The organism is Carboxydocella sp. JDF658, assembly GCF_002049395.1.
Classification (GTDB): Bacteria; Bacillota.
Map to the genome: position 1 here is coordinate 1 of NZ_BDLR01000244.1, position 201 is coordinate 201.

At 40.8% G+C, this 201-nt stretch carries 1 pseudogene; it reads left to right on the forward strand.

The features are described from left to right. A pseudogene (locus JDF658_RS13985) lies at positions 1 to 201 on the forward strand (IS4 family transposase); the annotation flags it as partial.

Here is a 201-nt window from a genome sequence, read left to right on the forward strand (position 1 = left end):
TTATTAGCTTGTGTCTAAGCCGTTATCGCTGGGCAGAATTCCGTAAAGAGAAAGGCGGTATAAAACTTCATCTCAGGCTTAATTTGTTTGGGCAAGGGGTCCTGCCGGATTGCGCAACAATTACCACAGCAAAACATAGTGATAAGACAGAAATGGACAATCTGATAGTTGAAGAGAAGGATGCAATTAATATTTTTGACC